The organism is Lentzea sp. CA-135723 (assembly GCF_050936595.1).
GTDB lineage: Bacteria > Actinomycetota > Actinomycetes > Mycobacteriales > Pseudonocardiaceae > Lentzea.
In genome coordinates this window covers 1803856-1824951 of the sequence record NZ_JBNJMK010000001.1, presented here as the reverse complement: position 1 = coordinate 1824951, position 21096 = coordinate 1803856, and the positions used below count along the sequence as shown (strand labels likewise).

Annotated in this window: 14 protein-coding genes; 8 read left to right on the top strand and 6 right to left on the bottom strand. The window is 71.1% G+C overall.

What is annotated here, in order from left to right; genetic code table 11:
• Nucleotides 1-17 precede the first annotated feature (17 nt).
• The 3 genes from selA to ACQEU1_RS07870 all read left to right on the top strand — a co-directional run bounded on the left by selA (nt 18) and on the right by ACQEU1_RS07870 (nt 4503).
• Nucleotides 18-1286 (top strand): L-seryl-tRNA(Sec) selenium transferase, encoded by a 1269-nt coding sequence (gene selA, locus ACQEU1_RS07880; RefSeq protein ID WP_433197798.1) that lies wholly within the window; start codon nt 18-20, stop codon nt 1284-1286.
• Nucleotides 1277-3031 carry a SelB domain-containing protein gene (locus ACQEU1_RS07875; protein WP_433197796.1) on the top strand — a complete coding sequence of 585 codons (1755 nt, stop codon included), beginning with the start codon at nt 1277-1279 and terminating at the stop codon, nt 3029-3031. Before selA ends, ACQEU1_RS07875 begins: the two co-directional genes overlap by 10 nt.
• Before the next feature lie 254 nt (nt 3032-3285).
• Nucleotides 3286-4503 carry a HEAT repeat domain-containing protein gene (locus tag ACQEU1_RS07870; RefSeq protein WP_433197794.1) on the top strand — a complete coding sequence of 406 codons (1218 nt, stop codon included), beginning with the start codon at nt 3286-3288 and terminating at the stop codon, nt 4501-4503.
• Between the two features lie 112 nt (nt 4504-4615).
• Here the strand turns inward: ACQEU1_RS07870 and ACQEU1_RS07865 are convergent, their stop codons facing one another.
• The 6 genes from ACQEU1_RS07865 to ACQEU1_RS07840 all read right to left on the bottom strand — a co-directional run bounded on the left by ACQEU1_RS07865 (nt 4616) and on the right by ACQEU1_RS07840 (nt 11749).
• Nucleotides 4616-5374 carry a helix-turn-helix transcriptional regulator gene (locus ACQEU1_RS07865; RefSeq protein ID WP_382442662.1) on the bottom strand — a complete coding sequence of 253 codons (759 nt, stop codon included), beginning with the start codon at nt 5372-5374 and terminating at the stop codon, nt 4616-4618.
• Nucleotides 5375-6025: 651 nt separating this feature from the next.
• Nucleotides 6026-7912: an FG-GAP repeat domain-containing protein gene (locus tag ACQEU1_RS07860; RefSeq protein ID WP_433197791.1), complete on the bottom strand. Its 1887-nt coding sequence runs from the start codon at nt 7910-7912 to the stop codon at nt 6026-6028.
• 27 nt (nt 7913-7939) lie between these two features.
• Complete coding sequence (locus ACQEU1_RS07855) at nt 7940-8869, bottom strand: DUF1702 family protein (protein ID WP_433197789.1); 930 nt, start codon at nt 8867-8869, stop codon at nt 7940-7942.
• The gene (locus ACQEU1_RS07850; protein WP_433197787.1) at nt 8866-9060 is read right to left on the bottom strand and encodes a hypothetical protein; all 195 of its coding nucleotides are present in this window, start codon (nt 9058-9060) and stop codon (nt 8866-8868) included. The genes ACQEU1_RS07855 and ACQEU1_RS07850 overlap by 4 nt, the downstream gene beginning before the upstream one ends.
• Nucleotides 9060-9908: a class I SAM-dependent methyltransferase gene (locus ACQEU1_RS07845; protein ID WP_433197785.1), complete on the bottom strand. Its 849-nt coding sequence runs from the start codon at nt 9906-9908 to the stop codon at nt 9060-9062. The genes ACQEU1_RS07850 and ACQEU1_RS07845 overlap by 1 nt, the downstream gene beginning before the upstream one ends.
• A 65-nt stretch (nt 9909-9973) precedes the next feature.
• Nucleotides 9974-11749, bottom strand: a complete 1776-nt coding sequence (locus ACQEU1_RS07840) for a hypothetical protein (protein ID WP_433197783.1) — start codon at nt 11747-11749, stop codon at nt 9974-9976.
• Nucleotides 11750-11937: 188 nt separating this feature from the next.
• Between ACQEU1_RS07840 and ACQEU1_RS07835 the strand changes: the two genes are divergently transcribed.
• The 5 genes from ACQEU1_RS07835 (at nt 11938) to ACQEU1_RS07815 (ending at nt 21067) form a co-directional block, all read left to right on the top strand.
• The gene (locus tag ACQEU1_RS07835) at nt 11938-12654 is read left to right on the top strand and encodes a nuclear transport factor 2 family protein (RefSeq protein ID WP_382442656.1); all 717 of its coding nucleotides are present in this window, start codon (nt 11938-11940) and stop codon (nt 12652-12654) included.
• Between the two features lie 36 nt (nt 12655-12690).
• A complete protein-coding gene (locus ACQEU1_RS07830) occupies nt 12691-14187 on the top strand; it encodes a vanadium-dependent haloperoxidase (protein WP_433197781.1) in 1497 nt (498 codons plus the stop codon).
• A gap of 139 nt (nt 14188-14326) precedes the next feature.
• Nucleotides 14327-15280, top strand: a complete 954-nt coding sequence (locus ACQEU1_RS07825; protein ID WP_433197779.1) for an enediyne biosynthesis protein UnbU — start codon at nt 14327-14329, stop codon at nt 15278-15280.
• On the top strand, nt 15277-20658 hold the full coding sequence (locus ACQEU1_RS07820) for an SDR family NAD(P)-dependent oxidoreductase (RefSeq protein ID WP_433197777.1): 5382 nt from the start codon (nt 15277-15279) through the stop codon (nt 20656-20658). The genes ACQEU1_RS07825 and ACQEU1_RS07820 overlap by 4 nt, the downstream gene beginning before the upstream one ends.
• Nucleotides 20651-21067 (top strand): acyl-CoA thioesterase, encoded by a 417-nt coding sequence (locus tag ACQEU1_RS07815; RefSeq protein WP_433197775.1) that lies wholly within the window; start codon nt 20651-20653, stop codon nt 21065-21067. The genes ACQEU1_RS07820 and ACQEU1_RS07815 overlap by 8 nt, the downstream gene beginning before the upstream one ends.
• The last annotated feature ends 29 nt before the right edge of the window (nt 21068-21096 follow it).

Genomic DNA, 21096 nt, shown 5'->3' with positions numbered 1-21096 from the left:
CGACGGTGGAGGCTCGCATGTCGCGGCGCACGATCCCGAGCACCGGCGCACTGCTGGCGGCCTCCCCGTTGCGGGAGGCCGTCGCGGTGCACGGCCGCGCGGCGGTGAAGTCGGCCATCCAGACGGCCCAGGAGGACGCGCGTGCGGGCCTGCTGAGCGGCGCCGAGGTGCCCGGCGCCGCTCTCGCCGCGCTGGAACGCCTTGGCGCGCAACCGGTGCTGAACGCGACCGGCGTCCTGATCCACACCAACCTGGGACGCGCCCCGCTCTCCGCGCCCGCCCGTGCGGCGCTGCTGGCCGCCTCCGGCTGGACGGACGTGGAGTTCGACCTCGCCACCGGGCGCAGGGCTCCACGCGGCAGGGGAGCGCTGGCGGCGTTGAGCGCTCTGGTGCCGGACGCGGGCGCGGTCCACGTCGTCAACAACAACGCGGCCGCCTTGCTGCTGTGCGCTCTCGCGCTGGCGCCTGGCCGCGAGATCGTGATCAGCCGGGGCGAACTGGTGGAGATCGGCGACGGCTTCCGCATCCCCGAACTGCTGGAGTCCGGCGGTGCCCGGCTGCGCGAGGTGGGCACCACCAACCGCACCACGGCCCGCGACTACCTCTCCGCCATCGGCAAGGACACCGCCTTCGTGCTGAAGGTGCACCCGTCGAACTTCCGCGTGGAGGGCTTCACGTCGGCCGCGTCCGTCTCCGAGTTGGCGGACTGCGGGGTGCCGGTGGTCGTCGACATCGGTTCTGGTCTGCTGACGCCCGACCCGCGGCTGCCGGACGAACCCGATGCCACGACGGCGTTGCGTGCCGGTGCCGCCCTGGTGACCGCGAGCGGCGACAAGCTGCTGGGCGGCCCGCAAGCCGGTCTGCTGCTGGGTTCCGCCGACCTGGTCGGGACGCTGCGGCGGCATCCCTCGGCCAGGGCCCTGCGGGCCGGCAAGCTGGTGCTGGCCGCTCTGGAGGCCGCCCTGCGCGCGCCGTCCCCGGTGCTCGCCATGCTGTCCGTGGACGTGACCTCGCTGGAACGGCGCGCTTTGTCGTTGGCAGCTTCGGTGAGCGACGCCGAGGTGGTCGAGTCGACCGCGGTGGTGGGAGGTGGTGCGGCACCGGGCTTTCGCGTGCCCAGCCGCGCCGTGTCGCTGCCGGAACGCTTCGCGGCGCCGTTGCGCGCCCACCGGGTGGTGGGCCGGATCGAGTCCGGCCGCTGCCTGCTGGACCTGCGCACGGTCGACCCGGCCGACGACGAGGCCCTCGCCCGCGCCGTCCGAGCAGTGGCCGCACCGTGCCCGTGATCGTGACCGCGGGCCACGTCGACCACGGCAAGTCGGCCCTGGTCAAGGCCCTCACCGGCCAGGAGCCCGACCGCTGGTCCCAGGAACGCGCCAGGGGCATGAGCATCGGCCTCGGCTTCGTCTGGACCCGCCTGCCGAGCGGCACCGAGGTGTCCTTCGTGGACGCCCCTGGCCACCGCCGTCTGGTCGCCACGATGCTGGCGGGTGCCGCCCCGGGCCCGGCGGTGATGTTCGTGGTGGCCGCCGACGAGGGCTGGCAGGCCCAGTCGGCCGAACACCTGGCCGCCCTGGACGCCCTCGGCACCACCTCGGGCCTGCTCGTCGTCACGAAGTCCGACCGGGCCGACCCCGGTCCCGCCCTCGCTGCCGCCCGCCACGAGCTGGCCGGCACGTCCCTGGCGTCCGTCCCGGCGTGCGCGGTGAGTGCCCGCACCGGCGAAGGTCTGCCCGCACTCCGCGACGCCCTCGACGCCCTCGTCACGCACCAGGACTCGGAGGCGGACGAGACCGCGGACGTGCGCCTCTGGGCCGACCGGTCGTTCACGGTGGCCGGCGCGGGCACGGTGGTCACCGCGACCCTGGCGAGCGGCACGTTGCGGCTCGGAGACCGCCTGAGGTGTGTCCGCACCGGCGAAGTGATGCGGGTGCGGGGCCTGCAGGTGTGCGAACGGCCCGTCGCGGTCGCCCGGCCGGTCCGCAGGGTGGCGGTGAACCTCGCCGGTGCCCGCGTGGACGTGCGCCGAGGGGACGCCCTGGTGGCCGAGGTGTGGCGGCCGGTGGCGGAGTTCGACGTGCTGTGGCGCGAGCGTCCCCGGAATCCCGTGCTGACACTGCACATCGGGACGGCGGCGGTGCCGGTGCGGGTGCGTGCGCTGGGGGAGGGGGCGGCCCGGTTGCGCGCGGAGTGCGCGGTGCCGGTGCGGCCGGGGGATCGGGTGTTGTTGCGGGATCCGGGAGGGACCGGGCCGCCGGTCGGGGCGGTGGTGGCCGACGTGGTGCCGGAGGAGCTGACCAGGAGGGGAGCCGCCGCGCGCAGGGGAGCGGAGCTCGTGGCGCTGGCATCGCGAGGGCGAGGGGAGACCTCCTCTGCGTTGGCGGCGGATCTGTTGCGCCGGAAGCGATTTCTGCGGCCGAGTGATTTTCGGGCGATCGCTCTGCCCGTTGCGGGTGAGCCCGTGGCTCCCAGTTGGTTCGCGGATCCGGTCGCCTGGACCGGCCTCGCCGCCCGCCTCCCGGCCGAGCTGGACCGCTGGCGCGCCGAAAGTCCCCTGACCCCCGGCATCCCGCTCCCCGTCCTCACCGCCCGCCTCGACCTTCCGTCCCCCGAAGTCACCCGCGCGCTCCTCCGCGCCGCCAACCTGTCCACACAGGACGACCCAGCAATCCCCGAGAACTTGCCGGAGAAAGTCGAAACAGCTCTGGCCAGGCTGACGAAATCCCTGCGCCGGAATCCTTTCCGCGCCCCGGAGGCCCAGCAGCTCGCCGCAGCGGGCCTGCGGCCACGAGAGCTCGCCGCCGCCGTCAGAGCGGGGAGGCTCCTCCAGCTCGCCCCTGGAGTCGTCCTGCTGCCCGGAGCGGACCTCCTGGCCGCCGAGGTCCTGCGAGCCCTGCCCGCGCCGTTCACCGTGAGCCAGGCGCGCAAGGAGTGGGACACGACGCGCCGCACGGCCGTCCCGCTGCTCGAACTGCTGGACCGCGCAGGGGTCACCAGGCGGCGTCCGGACGGCGCCAGGGACCTGGTGTGAGGATATTTTCGGACGTTTTTACGCTCGATTGCTCGTTTGGCCCACGTCGTTGACTGGTGTCGTCAACCCGGCTTTAGTGGAGTCAGCGTTGGAGAGCGGTCCTGGAAATCGATTCGCTCGCCCGGGATAAAAGTCCTCAACGCGAAAAGCGGATAGTCAAGTCGCTGGCCGGCGCGCAGTTCCTGCTGGTCAGGGCTTACTTGCGTCCGCAGCAAGAACCAATGTCGCTGAGCGGTTCGGAAAGGATGACCGGCATGGCACTTGAGTCTGTCGATCTGGGACAGGTAAGCGGTGTAGAGGCACAGGCTCCTGTCTGGGATCACTACCTCCAGGGTGACCCCGCACGTCTCAACAGTGATTTCGGCGAGTTCCTCAAGCGGACCGCGATCCGGCTGGACGTCCGCACGGACGAGCAGGTCGCGCAGGAGGCGCTGAACCACCGCGACCCGATGATCCGGGAGCAGTCGCTGTTCCAGTACGTGGACCGCGGCCTGCCGGGCGCGGTCGACCTGCTCACCGAGGCGATCAAGACGGACAGCGTCCGCGAGGTCCGCTGGAACGCGCTGTGGGCACTGGAGAAGATCGGCGGCCCGCGCGCGCTGAAGGCGTTGCAGAGCTTCGTCAACGACGACGACGCCGACGTCGGCGAGTGGGCGCGGCTGTTCGCGTCCGAGCTCACGACCGGGGTTCCCTCGTTCGACAGCCGTTCGTGGAAGCAGGACCCCGACCGCACGTTCGACGAGACGATCCTGCTGAACATCGACGTCGACGTGTACGTGCGGCTGGACGACACCGGCCGCCACTGGGGCAAGATCTCCCTTGCGCCCCAGGGCCTCGCGCGCAGCTACGGCCAGGCGCACGCCTGCCCGAACTCCGCCACCCGTGACCACCAGCTGGTCATCAGCAAGAACCTGGCGGGCCTGCACGACGACGGCACCCCGCACGTGGAGAACTTCCTGTTCCGCGGCGTGACCAACCACGCCAGCGCGGGCCGGGGCAGCTTCTTCTTCGAGTCGCGCGGGCTGCGGCCGATCTTCCTGTCCGGCCAGGCGGACAACGACACGCTGGGCCACCGCAACGAGATGGTCTCCGCCAAGCGGTCCGGCGAGTGGACCACCGACCCGCTGATGGAGATCAAGGGCAAGCCCGCGATCCGCTACGTCCGCGGTGCCGTCCAGACCTGGGGCTACATCAACTTCGAGACGATGCGCGGCAGCTCGCTCGAGGAGATCCTGTTCCCCGGCAACAGCATCCTCGGCACGCTGGACACCCCGACCGGCCCGATGGCGAACGCCTACATCACGGGTACGTTCAAGGGCAAGCTGATGGACTGGGACGGCGACGGCAAGATCGACGTCAACTCGCTCGACATCTACTCGACCCACGAGGCCGAGGTGGACACCAACCAGGACAACATCGCGGACGAGCCGGGTGTGCAGTTCTGCACCCGCACCAACTGGATGAACTCCTGATCCCAGCACGAGCGAAGCGGGGTGGGCGGCCTGGCCGCTCACCCCGCTTTTCGTTGCCGGCGAAGCTGTGCGCGCCCGAGCTGTCAGGGCGGAGTGCCGCGACGGGGCGGGGTCACCCGATGGCGGGAGTGGAGTGGGAGATGCGGAGAACGCGACGGCGGGCGAGGGACAACAACGGCCGCGTGAACTCGATCGGCGGGTCGAACCGGCGCTGCCTGCGCAGCGCGACCTGGAACGGGTGGCGGCACCGTCCGCCTGCCACCGTCACGGGGGACAGCCCGAACCCGACGCGGCCGAGCACGCCGATCGGGGTGGCGAGGACGTCCCGCACCGTCGCGGACGGGCCCACCGCCACCGCGATCGGCTCGTAGTCCCCGTCCGGCACCGGCGGCAGCGCGGCGAGCCGGTTGGTCGTGATCACCTGGAACATCGTGGGCAGCTCCTGCGGCCGGTTCAGCCGGAACAGCCCGAGCAACGCGTGGCACGGCTCCCCGTGCGTGCCCGTCACCGCGCCGATGGGCCCGGAGGCCGCCGCCGGCTCCGGGCCCGCCTCCACGAGCGCCTCGATGGGTATTTGACCTATCTGCTCGATCACGCAGCGAAACCGCCGCGGCGACAGGCCGGTCAGCTTGCCGAACTGGCTGATGAACGTGCCGAGGCTGGAATAGCCGATCGAGGTGCACACATCGGTCACGGTCTTCTGCGTCACCAGCAAAAGACGACGCGCCTCCGCCATTCGCAACGAGGTGAGGAAACGCGCCGGTGTCGTGGTCGTGACATCTCGGAAGATCCGGTGGAAGTGAAACGGGCTCAGCGTTCCCGCACGGGCCACGTCGCTCAGCTGGATCGGCTCCGCGAGATGTTCGATCATGTAGTCCACTGCCTTGGCGACGGACGTGATCCGGGCTGCTCCCGTGCTCTCCGCGAGACAGCGGCCGACGGTGGAGCAAAGCCCGATCTTGTCGCACTTGAGGCAGTTCGCCTCTGTTCGCCAGTGGATTGAGGAATGGCCTTTCAAGGTGAGTCTCCTACCCCTTGGTCAAAGCCCCGAACAAAGCCCCCGACGCGGATGGCCCCACCCGCGGCGAATGTTCGGCACCTGTCCTGCGCGTGGGGCTGCTGGGGCCAGGAGCACCGGCAGCGGAGCGAGAGCCTCGGCTATGTGGACGTGACTGAACAGATACCGAACGACGGTTGGCACTCTTCTTTGTTTGTCAACCTGAGCTAACCGTCTGTGACCGCGCGGAGGGTAGTCGCGATCTTGCTATTTGTCGGGATTGTGGTGATCGAGCAGTAAGGCGTGCTCGACCGTTCGGTCGGTACGGCTTCGTGCTTGATCAATTGTGCGATCGGTGTTCCTTATCACCTGGAATGGTAAGTCAACACTGCCAGTTCTGCTCTTTTCGGGCGGGTTTCACTGATCGAACTCACGGTACGTCACAACGAAAAAGCCCAGCTGCGCCGTCGGAGTGACGCAGTGGGCTGTTTCGTTGGATCTTTCGGGGGTTGCCTCTTGTCGCAGCTACTGAGTGGTGATCTTTCCGTCGTCGCCGAGCAAAACCGAATGGCTGCCCGGCGGCAGCACGATCGTGCCGGTCCTGGGGCCGGCCGGAGTCCGCCAGGTGATGGTGTATTCAGCGTCACCGGCAGAACCGGACGCGAAGAACAGCTCGGCGGAAGAGACACCCGTGTGACCATTCGCCGGATATAACTGAGAACGTTGTGCGGGCCGGTTGTCGGCTTGCGCGACGACCTGCGCGCCAATCGCCGGGGTGGTCGAACTTCCCGTGCCGGGCCGGTGCAGGCTCAGCACCGTCTGCCGAGGTTGTGAGCTGGACGTGTTGAGCAGCAGCCGCGAGTCCTCCCACTGATTGGCCAGCAGCGCGTCGGGCCTGCCGTCGGCGTTGACATCGCCGATCGCGATGCCCCGGGTGTTCACCGCCTCATCGAGGCGAAGATGTTTCGCCAAGTTGGCGTAGCGCCCGGACGCCGTTCGGGCCCAAAACGGGTTCGTGTCATGTCCGGACAGGTTTGCTTCGGGCCCGAAACGTGGCCACGAGGCCGGGTACTGCAGCAGCTGGTCATTTCCGAGAGCCAGTTCCTGGAGCAGTGCCCAGCGCCAGTTCTCGCCTTTCAGGAAGCCCGTCGCCTGCATGATCTCGTCAGTTCCGTCACCGTCGAAATCAGTCGCCTTGATGTCCCATCCCCACCCGCTGCGCGCCAGTCCGAGTTCCTCGCTGCGGTCGATGAAAGGCACCTCGCCGGACAGCAGCTCTTTTCCGGAACCGGTCGGCGTGAAAGCGAAGTTGCTCTCCTGCAGGCCCCATTCCGCGGTGATGTTGCTGACCACCATCGTCGGCATCTCGGCGCCGTCGGGATAGGTGAACGTCACGCCCATGCCCTTGAACGAGTCGTGGCCGAGAACCGTCGACTTCGGCGAAACGAGATCCCGGTCGCCCTTCACCGTCCGCAACCGGACGTTCCCCGGCGTCGACAGGTTGACCATGAGGTGGTCGGGCCCGAAGTCCTCCGCCTGGTAGATCTCGGGCAGGTGGTCGCCGGTCAGGTCCTGCAGGCCGATCGCGAGCGTCCACGCCTGCGCGGCCTCCGGCGGCAGCGACTCGCTCGCGTCGGTCCACGCCGGGGCCTGGTCCGCGCCCCGCGGCTTGCCCAGCAGCAGCCGGTTCGTGCCGGCGTTCAACGCGCGCGACATGCTGTCCTGCATCTGCATGCGCGCGTCCGGCCCCGCGGCGGGGTCGAGCACCTTGGCGTTGTCCGGGAAGTAGTTCGCCACCAGCAGGTCGAGGTTGCCGTCCCCGTCGACGTCGCCGACGTTCAGCGTGGTGGAGTTCCACACCTGCCGCGGTTCGACGAGCTCCACGGCGCGGAAACCGTTGCCCGTGTTGAGGAACTGCACGGGGGAGCGGCCCCAGTAGTGCACGACGTAGTCGCTGTCGCCGTCGGTGTCGAGGTCCACCGGCACGCAGCCCATCGGAGCCATCGTGGCGTCGTAGTCCCGCTCGGGCCGCAGCTCCACGGGTTCGAACCTGTCCCCGGTGCCCGGCACGGGGAACAGCCGCACCGAGTCGTCGCGCGGGTCGACCAGGCAGGCGTCGTCGGACCTGCCGTTGCCGTCGTGGTCGGTGAGCCCGACCGCGGCGCCGACGGCCGAGATCCACGACCGGATGTGCTCGACGTCCGGCCCGACCTCGCGCAACGACCGCGCACCCGGCGGGGCCTCGTTGAGCGGCTTGATCGCGAACTCGTACCGGGCGGCGAGGCTCGCGGCCTCGGCGTCGGAGAGCTCTGGCCGGGCGGTGGCGAAGCCGGTGGCGACGAGCAGGACCGCCGCCACCGCGGCCGGCAGCAGTCTTCCCGCGCGCCGGGCAGGGACCGAAGGTGTTGTCATGACAGTGTCTCCGATGTGTGGCGATGGTCAGAGGTGCCTGGCCGCTCGTTCGCGGATGAGGTGTTGCCAGCGGCGGTACGCGGCGATGTCGACGTCACCGGCGTGCACCTCGTGCGCCGCCACGACCGTCCACTCGACGGCCTCGACGACCGACACCCCGGCGAGCTCGCGCACCCCGGTCTCGGTGTGCGCCGGAACGTGCCCGGCGGCGCCGCGCGCACCCGCCGCGAACGCCGCTCCCTGGGCGAGAGCGACCCGGTTCGGCCCGGTCAGCGACGTGAGGTCGTCCAGCGCCGCGTCGTCGGCGCCGCCCGCGTAGCAGACGGCGAGCCCGACGCCGGACCAGAGTTCGGCGTGCGCCTCGGGTGGGAAGGTCTCGACGCGACGCCGGATCGCGGCGGGGTCGGTGCACTCCATGAACCACATGGCACGGCCGACGCCCTGGTGCAGCACCGTGTGTGCCGGCTTGGCCGACCACGTGGCACGGCTGAACCGGCGGTTCCAGCCCTTGCCGCGCAGGAACGCCCGGGAGAACCCGGCGCCGTCGAGGGTGAGCCAGCGCAGCAACGGGTCGAGTTTCGCCTTGCGCAGCACCAGCGACGGCGGCGCGACCAGCCCGACCCAGCCCGCGCCCACGTGCATCAGGTGCGGGTAGCGGTCACCGGCCAGCGCGAACAGCGCGTCGAGCGTCGTCGGACGGCCCGGCCGCAGCAGGTCGTGCGCCGCCGCCGCGAACGCCGCGCCCTCGTACGCGAACCCCTGGTCGTCGAGCGGGCACGGGTCGAGCCGGACGGCCAGCTCCTCGACCCCGTGCCGGCGCAACGTGTTGTAGCCCAGCAGGAACGCCGACGCGCGACGTTCCAGCAACGCCCGCGCGGCCGCGTTCTCGGTGCGGAACCCGCGGTTCTCGAAGTCGACCAGGCTGTTGGGCAACGGAGGCAGGATCCGTGCGCTCACTTCTTCTCCTTCAACGTGGACACCGGTGTCACCAGCCGGCGCGCCCACAGCCCGAGCACCGCGGCGAGCACGCCGACCAGCGCGCCGGTCTGCTCGGCGGTGAGCTCGACCAGCCCGAACGCGACCAGGAGGTTGATCAGCGCGAGGAACGCGGCCTGCAGGAGCACGGGTTCGCGGCGCAGGAACGACATCACGAGTCGCCCTGGGCAGGACGGCGCGCGGTGAAGCGGCCGTACGACAGCTCCCGGCGCACGAAGCTGTCCAGGTAGAACTCGGTCGACTCGCACCAGTGCGCGTACTCCTCCGCCGTGCAGACGTCCTGGATCGCCCGCTGGCGCACGGTCAGCGCCCCGGAGATGATCCGGAAGCAGTCGACAGCGGCCGCCGAGATGTCGGTGTGCACGATGTCGACGAAACCCAGGTGGCTCAACAGCTCCGCGGTGTCGGCGGGCTGCGGCAACGGCCGGATGCCGTCGTACTCCCACGCCGTGCCGCGCACCCGGTCGCTCAGCTCGCGGCCGGTCAGGATGTCGGCGAACACCAGGTGCCCGCCGGGCCGCAACGCCGCGTGCGCGACCGCGAGGGCATCGCCGGGGTCGTTCATCAACGCCAGCGAGTCGACCGCCATGACCACGTCGTAGGCCCGGTCCGGCATCCACGTGTTGACGTCCCCGCGCAGGTAGCGGACGCGTTTCTGCACGCTGGTCGGTAGTTGCCGGTGTTTGATCCTGGCGTGTTCGAGCTGCGACGCGTTGAGCTCGATGCCCGTGATCTGGCAGTCGAACCGGCCCGCGAGGTACCGGCACACCTCGCCGGTGCCGGAGCACAGTTCCAGCACCCGGTGCCCGGCGCCCAGGTTGAACTCGGTGCCGATGCTGTCGAGCAGCGCGGCGCCCGCCATGTTGGTGAACTCACGGCCTTCGTGCACCGGCTCGTACACCGCGAGGTGCCACAACGCGCCCGCGGCGGTGTCGTAGATCTTGTTCTGCGCCGGCAGCGAGTCGGACAGCCGGCCGGGCTCGACGGAGTTGTTGGTCATGCGAGATCTCCTGGTGCGTGAAGGGGGAATGGGCTGGCCACCCGACCGGGTGGGCTTCACATGCGTCATCTGCGCCGGGTGTCGACCGGGCTGCGCACCGGCCCCATGCTCCACGGCGACTGCGGCGGCACGTCCGTCCGGAGTGGACGGTCACCGGCGAGGTCGGCGATCGGCGAGTCCGGCGCCCACACGTTCTCCGCGAGCCAGTACTCGACCGTGCGGTACGTGCGGGTGAACACGACCAGCGAGCCGTCGCGCGAGGGCACCGGGTAGCGCACCGACGGACCCGCCGCGGACAGCACGCGGGCCAGGCCGTCCGGCCGTTGCTCGTGCAGCTCCTCGGCGCCGGACGCCACGAGCGAGCACAGCAGGGTGCCGTCCGGCAGCAGGCGCGGGTTGTTGCGCTCCACGTAGTCGGGGCCGGCGAGCGTGGTGATCTCGCGGGTGGCGAGGTCGAGGCGGTAGAAGCCCCACGTCCAGTCGCCGCCCCTGGTCGACATGAACACGACACCGCGGCCGTCCGGCGTCCACGACGGCGCCTCGTCCCACCACGCGTCCTCGGTCAGCCGGTGCACCTCGCCCGTGCGGACGTCCAGCACGCACAGGTCGGCCTCGAACGGCTCGGTGTCGGACTTGAAGACCAGCCGCGTGCTGTCCGGCGACCAGTCGAGCGGGCCGTGCATGCCCTTGAGGTGGTCCAGGCCCCTGGTCCACACGCGACTCTCGCCGCTCGCCAGGTCGTAGGTCGCGATCTCCCAGCGCGGCCGCGCGGGATGCCGTGCGAGGTGGGCGATCGACCGTCCGTCCGGGGACCAGGTGGGGAACGCCGCCTCGCCGAGCGGCAGCAGCCGGGGCGGTCCTCCGGCGAGGTCGCGGATCTTCACGACCGACCGGCCGGAGTCCTCCGCCGCGTACACCAGCCTGGTGCCGTCGGGACTCAACGCGCCGTAGCGCGGTTGCTCGTCCGCGCCGACGACCTGGCGGACCACACCGGTGCGGCGGTCGAGGACCCAGATCCCGATGCCGCGGTCGACCAGCCGGTGGAAGAACAGGTTCTGGCCGTCCGCCGTCCAGTTCGGCCACCGGTCGTCCGCCGCCTCGGTGACGAGCGCGCGGCCCGTGCCGCTGCCGTCCAGGCGCTGCACCCAGATCACCGACCGGCCCTCGAAACTGCGCGAGAACGCCACGACCGGGTGCGCGCTCGACACCGACGGCTTGTAGTCCCACGCGCTGCCGTCGGTGATCTGCGTCGCCGCGGAACCGTTGAGCGGCAACACGGAGATGGCCCCGGCCCCGGTGTCGTAGGAGTGCGCGACCAACGCGCGGCCGTCGGGCAGGTACGAGCAGGCGCCCGCCCGGCCGGGGGTCGCCGTCACCGGGCGGGGCCTGCCGCCCTTGGCGGGCACGACGTAGAAGTGCCGGTGCCCCCACGGCCCGCCGGCGTACGCGATCTGCGTCCCGTCCGGCGACCACTGCGGGTACTCCTCCTCGTGGTCGGCGAAGGTCAGCTGGCTGATCCGGCCGTCGCGCGACCGGTAGAGCCAGACCGCCTTGTGCCCACTGCGCGACGAGGTGAAGGCGAGGCAGCTGGAGTCCGGTGACCACTGCGCCTCGATGTCGTCGCCGGCGCCACGCGTGCCCTGGTGCCACTGGTCGGTCGCGATCTCGTAGAACCACAGGTTCAGCGACCCGGCCCGGCGCGACGACGCCACGAACCGAGCGCCGTCGGGGGAGATCGCCCCGTCACCCGCCCCCGCCGGATCCTGGGTGAGGCGTCGCAGCCGGAACTCGGGTCCACGAGAACGCATGGGTGGCAGGTATCCGCTCACGTGTTCTTCCATCGGCTTCTCTCCCCGATTGTCGAATGCGCACGACCGACAACAGGGACACTAAGTTTGATCAGCTCCTGCTCCTTCTCCTCCCTTGCGGGGAAACCGGCAGAAATCGAGCAAGCCAGAAGACGGCCACGAGGTCCCGGGCTGCTGGAATGGGTTCACAGCAACAGAGGAGAAGTCGTCACCCTCTGCGGATGACTAGAACAGACACCGAGGAAGAGCAGTCCGTCGCTACGGTCGGTCGGCTGGCGACGCTATTGATCGGAGAGTTGATTGTGACTGAGATCCAGGATTTCGGCAGGCAGCTGAGCGAATTCGCCCGCGGCCTCCTCGGCAGTTCGGGTTCGAGCGAGGGTGACGTTTTCGAGGCGGACGAGGCCGCCGAGCTCGAGGTGCGCGGATTCTTGGCCGATTTGCAGGTGGCCTATTCGCGCGGCGACATCGACTACATTCTCAACACGATCGCCGACGACTTCACCACCTACGAGCTGATCGCGGTGAACGGCGTTCCGCTGAAGATCACCGGTCGCGAGAACATGCGTGAGTACCTCACCACGCTGTTCCCCACGAGCACCGACAGCCAGATCAAGACGATCTTCGCGACGCAGGCGGTCGCGACGAAGACCCTCGGCCTCGTCAACGAAGAGGGCGACGTCATCATCACGCGCGCCGACCACAAGGAGCACCAGCCGCTGTACTCCAGCGCGCTCGCGGTGAAGACGGCCGACGGCTGGAAGTGGCGCCACTGGCACATGTCCGAGGCCGGCCCGCGCTTCCGCGTGAACCTGGGCGGTCAGCCGATCGACGACAACGGCCGCGTCATCCCCGGTGCCCGCGTCGTCGTGGAGAACGGCCTCGGCCGCGTCGTGATCGACGGTCAGCAGGGTGGTGGCGGCGCTCCGCGCGACTAGGACCGTTCGCGGCGAACGGCCAGATAGGACGAGAACATGAGCCCACCTGTCGATCGGACCGCCAAGTCCGATGTGGACGCCCTGCCGGTGATGCACGTCAGCAACGGCGAGGAGAACCTCTACCCGAACTACCTCGGCAGCTACAGCAAGGGGCTGTCGCACAACGAGTTCGGCGAGGTCGACCCTGCCGCGTACCGCGCGTACCTGCGTGCTCTCACGAGCGAGGACCCCGACCAGATCGACCGCATCACCCTCGCCGAGGGGCGTCCGCTGACGAACCCGCAGGCGGGGCTCGCGGTCGACGCGGTCGGGCCGCCGAGCAACAGCATGACGATCCCGCCCGCACCGAGGATGGACTCGCCAGAGCTGTCCGCGGAGGCGACCGAGCTGTACTGGATGGCGCTGTGCAGGGACGTGCCCTTCACCAGGTTCGCGGACGACCGCCTGGTCGCCGCGGCCGCGGACGACCTGAGCAGGCTGTCGGACTACCGGGCGGCCAAGAGGAACGGCAGGATCGAGCCGGACTTCGTGTTCCGCGGCGACACGCCGGGCGACCACGCGGGTCCGTTCATCTCCCAGTTCTTCTTCCAGCCCGTCCAGTTCGGCACCTACGTGACTGACCAGCGTCAGGACACGGTGCAGCCCAACCGCGACTACGTCACGACCTTCGAGACGTTCGTCCGGATCCAGAACGGCTGGAACAGGTCGCTCGCGGCGTCCGAGCGGGACCAGGTGAACCGCCGGTACCTCGCCACCCCCAGGGACCTGACGCACTGGGTGCACTTCGACGCCGGGCCCACGCCGGCGCAGGCGTTCATCAACGCCGCGCTGATCATGTACTACCAGAAGGTGCCGGCGGACGCGGGCAACCCGTACCTGGACTCGAAGACGCAGCTCGGGTTCAGCACGTTCGGCATCCCGCACCTGATCTCGCTCGTGACCGAGGTCGCGAACAGGGCACTGCGGGCCGCCTGGTTCCAGAAGTGGTACGTGCACCGCCGGCTGCGTCCGGAGGCGTTCTGCGCCAGGGTGCACAACCGGCTGTCGGGCAGGCGCGACTACGCGTTCCTCGACCGCGAGGTGCTCGAGTCGGACGCGGTGGACCGGGTGTTCAGCAAGTTCGGCTCCTACCTGCTGCCCCAGGCGTTCCCGGAGGGTTCGCCGACGCACCCGGCCTACGCGGCAGGGCACGCCACGGCGTCGGGCGCCTGCGCCACGATCCTCAAGGCGTGGCACGAGGAGACGGCCGTGCTGCCGAACCCGGTGCAGGCCAGCGACTCGGGCGCGGAACTGGTCCCGTACACCGGCGCGGACGCGGACCGGCTGACCGTCGGGGGCGAGCTGAACAAGCTGGCCGCCAACATCGCCGTCGGCCGCAACATGGCCGGGGTGCACTGGCGGACCGACTACAAGGAGTCGCTGAAGCTGGGCGAGAGCCTGGCGATCGAGCTGCTCCGCGAGCAGAAGTCGTGGTTCAACGAGCGGCACCGCTTCTCGGTCACCCGTTTCGACGGCACCACGGTGACCATCTGATCCCGCGGCGGTTCTGAACGGCGGCAGGCGTGGCGCGGCTCATCGCGCGCCACGCCTGCCGCTGCCGCGCCCTGGCTTTCGTGCGGCGCCTGTCGCCGCCCTTTCCCCACCCAAACCCCCTGCAGGACGGTGACCCGCGATGACAACGACGCCCGCCGGCACGACCCGACCGTCGCCCAGCCATCGGCTCGCGGCACGGCCGCCGGACAAGCGGCTGATGGCGTTGCGCCGCTTCGCCATGTCGATCACCGCCTTCAACGTCATCGGCCACCTGCTGCTCGGCTTCGAGCAGTCGCCGATCACGCCGATCGTCACGGTGCTCGTGGCCTACTCGGTCGACCTGCTGCTGGAGACGCTGGACGCGCGCGCCCACGGCCGCACGCCCGGCTACCGGGGCGGGCCGATGAAGCTGATGAACTTCCTGCTGCCCAGCCACATCGGTGGCCTCGCGGTCGCGATGCTCCTCTACGGCAACACCTCGCTGTGGCCCTACATCTTCGCGGTGACCGCTGGTGTGAGCACCAAGTACCTGCTGCGGTTGCGGGTGAAGGGGAAGAAGAAGCACTTCCTCAACCCGTCCAACGCGGGCATCGCGCTCACGCTGGTGCTGTTCCCGTGGGTGGGGATCGCGCCGCCGTACCACTTCACCAACGAACCGACCGGCGCCATCGACTGGATCCTGCCGCTCGCGATCCTCGGCGCCGGCACGATGATCAACGCCAAGCTGACCGGCAAGCTGCCGCTCATCATGGGCTGGGTCGGCGGGTTCGCGCTGCAGGCGTTCCTGCGGTGGGCGATCTTCGACCACGCCTTCATCGCGGCGCTGCTGCCGATGACCGGGCTGGCGTTCGTCATCTTCACCAACTACATGATCACCGACCCCGGCAGCACGCCGGTGAGCAAGCGCAACCAGGCGTTGTTCGGCCTGGCGACCGCGTTCACCTACGGCATCCTCGTGCTCAACGGGGTCGTGTTCGGGTTCTTCTTCGCGCTGGTGATCGTCTGCATCCTGCGCGGCGGTGTGCTGGTCGTGTCCGAGCTGCGGAACCGGAACGAGGAAAGGGTCTCGCTCGCGGGCGTTGATGGCCGGTGAGCACACCCAGGATCGCCATCGTCGGCATGGCCTGCCGCTATCCGGACGCCTCGTCGCCGGAGGAGCTGTGGCAGACCGTGCTCGGCCGGCGCAGGGCGTTCCGCGCCATCCCGCCGGAGCGGCTCGACCTCGCCGACTACGGCGGTGGACCGTCCGATGTGGACAAGACCGTCGTGCGCAGGGCCGCCGTGCTGAGGAACTGGTCGTTCGACCGGGCGGGCTTCCGGGTGCCCGGCGCGCTGTACCGCGCCGTGGACCCGACGCACTGGCTCGCGCTCGACACCGCGGACGCCGCGCTGGCGGACGCGGGCGTCCCGCACGGCGAGGGCGTCGACCGCGACCGCACCGGGGTGTTCATCGGCAACTCGCTCGCGGGCGAGTTCAGCCGGGCGGCACTGCTGCGGCTGCGCTGGCCGTCGCTGCGGCACGTCGTCGGCGCGGCGCTGGAGGAGCAGGGGATCGCGGGGGACACCGCGGCCAGGATCCTCGCCACGGCCGAACGCGTGCTGAAGGAACCGTTCCCCACCCCCGACGACGAGATGCTGGCCGGTGGGCTGAGCAACACCATCGCCGGCCGGGTGTGCAACCACTTCGACTTCCACGGGGCGGGCTACACCGTCGACGGCGCCTGCTCGTCGAGCCTGCTCGCGGTGATCACGGCGTGCGAGGCGCTGGCACGCGGTGAGCTGAGCTTCGCCCTCGCCGGCGGGGTCGACCTGTCGCTGGACCCGTTCGAGCTGATCGGGTTCGCGCGGGTCGGCGCGCTGGCGGGCGGCGACATGCGGGTCTACGACGCCAGCCCCACCGGGTTCCTGCCCGGTGAGGGATGCGGGATCGTGGCGCTGATGCGCGCCGAGGAGGCGGAAGCCCGGGGCCTGCGCGCCTACGCGCACCTCGTGGGCTGGGGGATGTCCTCCGACGGCGCCGGTGGCGTCACGAGGCCGGCGGTCGGGGGTCAGACGAGGGCACTGCGCAGGGCCTACGCCCGCGCGGGTCTGCTCCCGGCCGCCGCCGGACTGATCGAGGGCCACGGCACCGGCACCGCCGTCGGTGACCAGGTCGAGCTGGAGGCGTTGCTCGCGGTGCGCGGCTTCAGCTCACCGGTGGCGGCGCTGGGCAGCGTCAAGGCGAACATCGGGCACACCAAGGCGGCGGCCGGGGTCGCGGGGCTGATCAAGGCCGCGCTCGCCGTGTCGCACCGGGTGATCCCGCCGATGACCGGCGTGCGTGAGCCGCACCCGCTGCTCGCCACGGCGGGTGCGGGGCTGCGGCTGCCGCACGAACCCGAGCCGTGGACGCACCGCAACCCGGTCGCCGGGGTGTCGTCGGCGGGGTTCGGCGGCATCAACACCCACGTGGTGCTCGACGCGGGCGTGCGGACGGCGATCACCCGGAGCGTGCCGCGCCGGCTCGTGCCGGTGGCGCCCGAACCCGTCGTGGTGCTGCCGGCCGCGGCTCGCCGCTGGTCGGCGCCGCTGCCCGAGTGGGAACCCTTCCTGATCACCGCGGACGACCTCGCGGAGCTCGACGAACGGCTCGGCGTGCTGAGCGAGCGCTGCCCGGCCATGAGCGAGGCCGAACTGCACGACCTCGCCGCCACGCTGACCGCGCAACACGATCCGCGCGCGGCCGTGCGATGCGTGCTCGTCGCGGCGGACCCGGCCGGACTCGCCGCCGCGGCCACCGCCGCGCGCAAGAGGGTGCCGGGCTGGGACACCGCGTTGCTGGTCGACGAACCGGCGGGAGTGGTGCTGGGCAGGGGTTCCGGCGTTCGCGTCGGCCTGCTGCTGCCCGGTCAGGCCGCCCCCGTGCGCGCCACGCTCGGCCTGCCCGGCGCGCTGCTGCCGACTCCACCGTCCACTCCGGACGGACTGGTCGACGGCGCCACGGACACCGCTGTGGCGCAACCGGCCGTGGTCTGGCAGTCCCTCACCGGGCTGGCCTGGCTGCGGCACCTGGGTTGTCACCCCGTCGCGGCGCTGGGGCACAGCCTCGGCGAACTGACCGCGCTGGCGTGGGCCGGCGCGCTCACCGACGCGCAGGTGCTCGACCTGGCCGCCCGGCGCGGCAGGCTGATGGCGGACCTCGGCACGCGCGGCACCGGGATGGTCTCGGTCGCCGGGCCCACGTCGATCGCGCTGGACCTCGCGGAGAGCACGGAAGCCGTGCTGGCGGCGGAGAACGGGCCGGAGGCGACCGTGCTCGCCGGTCCCGCCGCCGCGCTCGACGTCGTGGCCCTGCGGGCCGAGGCGGCCGGGGTGCGGGTGGCGAGACTGCCGGTGTCGCACGGGTTCCACAGCGCGGCGATGTCCGCCGTGACGGGACCGTGGCGCGAGCACCTGCGGGGCGTGGAGATCGCCGTGCCGGACAAGCCCGTGTTCTCCACGGTGACCGGCACGCGGATCGGGCCGTTCGACGACGTCGGCGCGTTGCTGGTGGAGCAGCTGACCGAACCCGTGCGGTTCTTCGAGGCCGTCCGGGAGCTGGCCGCGCGCTGCGACCTGCTGGTGGAGGCGGGGCCGGGCACGATGCTCGCGACTTTGGCCGCACCGGCCGGGATTCCCGCCGTGAGCCTCGACTGCGGTGGCTCGGCGCGGCGCACGGCGTTCGCCTCGGCCGCGCTCTTCGCGTCCGCGACCGCCAAACCGCAGGCCTGGTTCGGCGACCGCGCCCACCGGGTCGTCGACCTCGGCACGCCGCTCGAGTTCCTCACGAACCCCTGCGAGCTGTTGCCCAAGAACGGGTTGCCGCAGGCGGTGCTGCCGCCGGTGGAGCAGCCGCAGACCGTGGTCGTGCCGGCCGAGGAGGGCACCGACCTGATCACGGCCGTGCGCGAGTACCTGGCGGAGGAACTGGAACTGCCCGTCTCGGCGATCACCGACGACACGATGCTGCTGTCCGACCTGCACGTGAACTCGTTGCAGGTGGTCAGGCTCGTCACGGAGATCGCCGCGCGGCACGGGCGGCAGCTGGTGCTGGACGAGTCGCTCGACGGCGTCACGGTGGGCGGGCTGGCCCGCCGGTTGCAGGAGCTGCCCGACGACGGTGGCGACGAGCCGGCGGAGCTCAGCGGCGTGCGGCCGTGGGTCGGCCTGTTCGGCCACCACTGGCAGCCGCTCGGGCTCCAGGAGGAACGCCCGGCCGCGCACGACCCCGCCGAGATGGTGGTGGACCTGCCGTCCAGTGCCGGCACGGGTGAGGTCGCCGAGCTGCTCCGGGCCGTCGCCGCGAACGCGCCGCGACGGCTGGTGCTGACGCACACCGGGCACCCGGCCGCCACGGCGGTGGGACGCGCGGTGTCGGCCGAGCTGCCCGCGTGTTCCGTGACGGTCGTCGACGCGCCGCCGGGCGAGAACGCCTCGGCCGTGAGCGCGGCGACGTCGTTCCGGCCTCCCAACGGGTACGCGGAACTCCGCGTGCGCGAGGGCGTGGTCGAACGGGTCGTCACGCGGCCGCACCTCGGCACGCCCGCGTCGGCCGCGCTGCCGCTCGGGCCGGGCGACGTGTGCCTGGTGACCGGTGGCCCCACCGGCATCACCGCGCGGTGTGCCGCCGCGCTCGCCGGGGAGTCGGGCGCGCAGCTCGTCGTGCTGGGCAGGCGCCCCGCCGACGACCCGGAGGTGGCCGCGGAGGTGGCGTCGCTCGGCGCCGACTACCTCCGCTGCGACCTCACCGACCCCGCCGCCGTGCGAGCCGCGGTGCGCGAGGCCGCGAAGTTCGGTCCGGTGCGCGGACTTCTGCACGGCGCGGGCGTCAACCGGCCGCGCCGGCTCGCCGAGGTCACCGAGGAAGGACTGGCCGCGACCGTCGCGCCGAAGGTCGACGGGCTGCTGGAGCTGCTCGACGCCGTTGGGGAGGACCTGCGGCTCGTCGTCGGGTTCGGGTCGATCATCGGCAGGCAGGGCCTCGCGGGGCAGTCCGAGTACTGCGTCGCGAACGACTGGATGCGCGTCGAGCTGGAGCGGTGGGCGCGGCGGAACCCGCGGTGCCGCACGCACCTGCTGGAGTGGTCGGCCTGGTCCGGCCTCGGCATGGCCGACCGGATGAAGGTCACCACCCAGCTGCGCCGGCTGGGGCTCGCGCTGATCGAACCGGAGCAGGGCGTGACGGCGCTGCTGGACGCGCTGACCGATCCGTCCGCACCGGTCACCCTGCTCGTCACCGGTCGCTTCCCGGTGTCCGCGACGCTGCGGGTCGACCCCGAGCACCACCCGTCGCCCGCCGGTCTGCGGTTCGCCGAGCAGCTGCCGAGCTGGGTGCCCGGCGTGGAGACGATCGCGGAGGCGACCCTCAACACCGGCACCGACCCGTACCTGGGCGAGCACCGGGTGTCCGGCGTGCTGGTGCTGCCCGCGGTGCTGGGCGCGGAGGCGATGGCGCAGACCGCCGCCCTCACCACCGGGCCGCGCGGCTCGTGGACGTTCCGCGACCTGGAGCTGCGCCGGCCGGTGACCGTCGGCGAACGCTCCGACCGCGTCATCCGGGTGGCGGCGCTGGCCAGGCGGGACCGGCAGGTCGACCTGACCGTGCGCCAGGACGGCGACCGCTTCGGCGCCGACCACCTGAGCGCCACGGTCGTCCCGTCCGCACCGCCACCCGCCCGGCGCGAACCGGTCGAGGCACCTGAAGCCGGACCTGTGCACCACGCCTACGGTTCCGTCTTGTTCCACAGTGGACGGTTCCGGCGGGTGGTGCGCTACGACCGGCTCTCGGCGTTCACGGTCACGGCCTGGGTGCACGCGCGCGAGGACACCTGGTTCGCGTCGTACCACGGCTCCCGGCTGCTGCTCGGCGATCCCGCCGCGCATGACGCGACGATCCACGCGCTGCTGCCGTGCGTGCCGCACAAGCGCGCGTTGCCGGTGTCGGTGCAGGAGCTCAACGTGTGGCGCAGGCCCGAGGGCATGCTCCAGGTGCGGGCCGTCGAACGGTGGCACTCGGCCGAGGAGTTCCTGTTCGACGTCGACCTCGTGCAGCCGGACGGCCTGCCGGTCGCGCGCTGGACCGGCCTGCGGCTGAAAGTGGTGGGGGACAACGACCTCCCCGACCCGATGCCGTTCGACCACTTCGGGCCGTGGCTGAGCCGTCGGCTGGTCGAGTGCGGCTGGGCCTACCGGGTCGAGCTGTGGGGCGAGCTGGAGGTCGACGCGGACGTGCCGGTCGGTCTGCACTTCGCGCTCGCGGACGAGGATCCCGCGACCGCGGCGGCGCGGGCGTTGGCGCGACTCGGGCTTTCTGAGCCAGTGGAGCTCGACGAGGTGACCGAGGACGGGCTGATGTCCGGGACCGTGCGCGGCATCCGGGTCGTCGTGGCCAGGAGGACGACCGACGCCGGGCCGGTGACCGCGGCGCTTGCGATGGGGGAGCGGCATGCCTGAGCATTACGTCCACCGGCACGTGGTGACGCTGGACGAGACGAACCTGGTGGGCAACGTCTACTTCGCGCACTACCTGCGGTGGCAGGGGCACTGCCGCGAGCACTTCCTGGCCGACCACGCACCCGGCGTGCTGCGCAGGCTCACCGCGGGCGAGCTGGCGATGGTGACGGTGTCCTGCCGGATGGACTACTTCGCGGAGTGCTTCGCGCTGGAGGAGATCGAGGTCCTGATGTCGTTGTCGGGCGCGGGCGGCAACCGGATCGTCATGGACTACGAGTTCCGGCGCGCCGGCGCGGTCGTCGCGCGGGGTTCGCAGACCGTCGCCTGCATGCGGCGCACGGACGACGGGGTGGCGCCCGTCGAGGTGCCCGCCGAGTTGGCGTCGGCTCTGGTGGCGTACGCACGCTAGTATGACTAATAGTCATACTTCGGGGAGGC

What these genes read in the sequence shown, in the direction of transcription:
- ACQEU1_RS07870 (WP_433197794.1), top strand. Translation starts at nt 3,286, where the DNA reads ATGGCACTTGAGTCTGTCGATCTGGGACAGGTAAGCGGTGTAGAGGCA.
- ACQEU1_RS07850 (WP_433197787.1), bottom strand. Translation starts at nt 9,060, where the DNA reads ATGTCGTTCCTGCGCCGCGAACCCGTGCTCCTGCAGGCCGCGTTCCTC.
- ACQEU1_RS07815 (WP_433197775.1), top strand. Translation starts at nt 20,651, where the DNA reads ATGCCTGAGCATTACGTCCACCGGCACGTGGTGACGCTGGACGAGACG.
- ACQEU1_RS07835 (WP_382442656.1), top strand. Translation starts at nt 11,938, where the DNA reads ATGACTAGAACAGACACCGAGGAAGAGCAGTCCGTCGCTACGGTCGGT.
- ACQEU1_RS07845 (WP_433197785.1), bottom strand. Translation starts at nt 9,908, where the DNA reads ATGACCAACAACTCCGTCGAGCCCGGCCGGCTGTCCGACTCGCTGCCG.
- ACQEU1_RS07830 (WP_433197781.1), top strand. Translation starts at nt 12,691, where the DNA reads ATGAGCCCACCTGTCGATCGGACCGCCAAGTCCGATGTGGACGCCCTG.
- ACQEU1_RS07860 (WP_433197791.1), bottom strand. Translation starts at nt 7,912, where the DNA reads ATGACAACACCTTCGGTCCCTGCCCGGCGCGCGGGAAGACTGCTGCCG.
- ACQEU1_RS07825 (WP_433197779.1), top strand. Translation starts at nt 14,327, where the DNA reads ATGACAACGACGCCCGCCGGCACGACCCGACCGTCGCCCAGCCATCGG.
- selA (WP_433197798.1), top strand. Translation starts at nt 18, where the DNA reads ATGTCGCGGCGCACGATCCCGAGCACCGGCGCACTGCTGGCGGCCTCC.
- ACQEU1_RS07840 (WP_433197783.1), bottom strand. Translation starts at nt 11,749, where the DNA reads ATGGAAGAACACGTGAGCGGATACCTGCCACCCATGCGTTCTCGTGGA.
- ACQEU1_RS07865 (WP_382442662.1), bottom strand. Translation starts at nt 5,374, where the DNA reads ATGATCGAACATCTCGCGGAGCCGATCCAGCTGAGCGACGTGGCCCGT.